Annotated in this window: 1 protein-coding gene; it reads right to left on the bottom strand. The window is 67.0% G+C overall.

The window, feature by feature from the left end; translation table 11 throughout:
• Positions 1-533: polysaccharide deacetylase family protein (locus MKD50_RS30605; RefSeq protein ID WP_252669797.1), on the bottom strand; the 533-nt coding region annotated here is incomplete at both ends.

Below are 533 nucleotides of genomic sequence, written 5' to 3'. Positions count from 1 at the left end.
TCCAGCGTGTACGGCACCACCAGGTGCGGCTTCTTCTCGCCGCCGCTGACTTCGACCTCGGTCCAGAACGGCAGGTCGTCGCCGTAGTAATCCGAGTCGTACAGGAAACCGCCGTGCTCAACGACGAGGCGGCGCGTGTTGGGGCTGTCGCGGCCGGTGTACCAGCCCAGCGGCAGCGCGCCGGTCAGCTCCTTGATGATCTGCATGCCGATGCGCATGTGCTCGCGCTCGGTGTCTTCGTCGATGTTCTGGTAGTGGATCCAGCGCCAGCCGTGGCAGGCGATCTCGTGGCCCAGTTCGACGAAGGCGCGGGTCAGCTCAGGATGGCGCTGCAGCGCCATCGACACGCCGAAGATGGTCAGCGGCAGGCCGCGCTTTTCGAACTCGCGCAGGATGCGCCAGACGCCGGCGCGCGAGCCGTATTCGTAGATGCCCTCCATGCTCATGTGGCGGTCGGGGTAGGCCGCGGCGCCGACGATCTCGGACAGGAACTGCTCGGAGGCGGCGTCGCCATGCAGCACGCAGTTCTCGCC

It is taken from the genome of Cupriavidus mimosae, from assembly GCF_023952485.1.
Taxonomy (GTDB): Bacteria; Pseudomonadota; Gammaproteobacteria; order Burkholderiales; family Burkholderiaceae; genus Cupriavidus; species Cupriavidus taiwanensis_C.
This window is presented reverse-complemented; position numbering and strand designations above follow the sequence as displayed.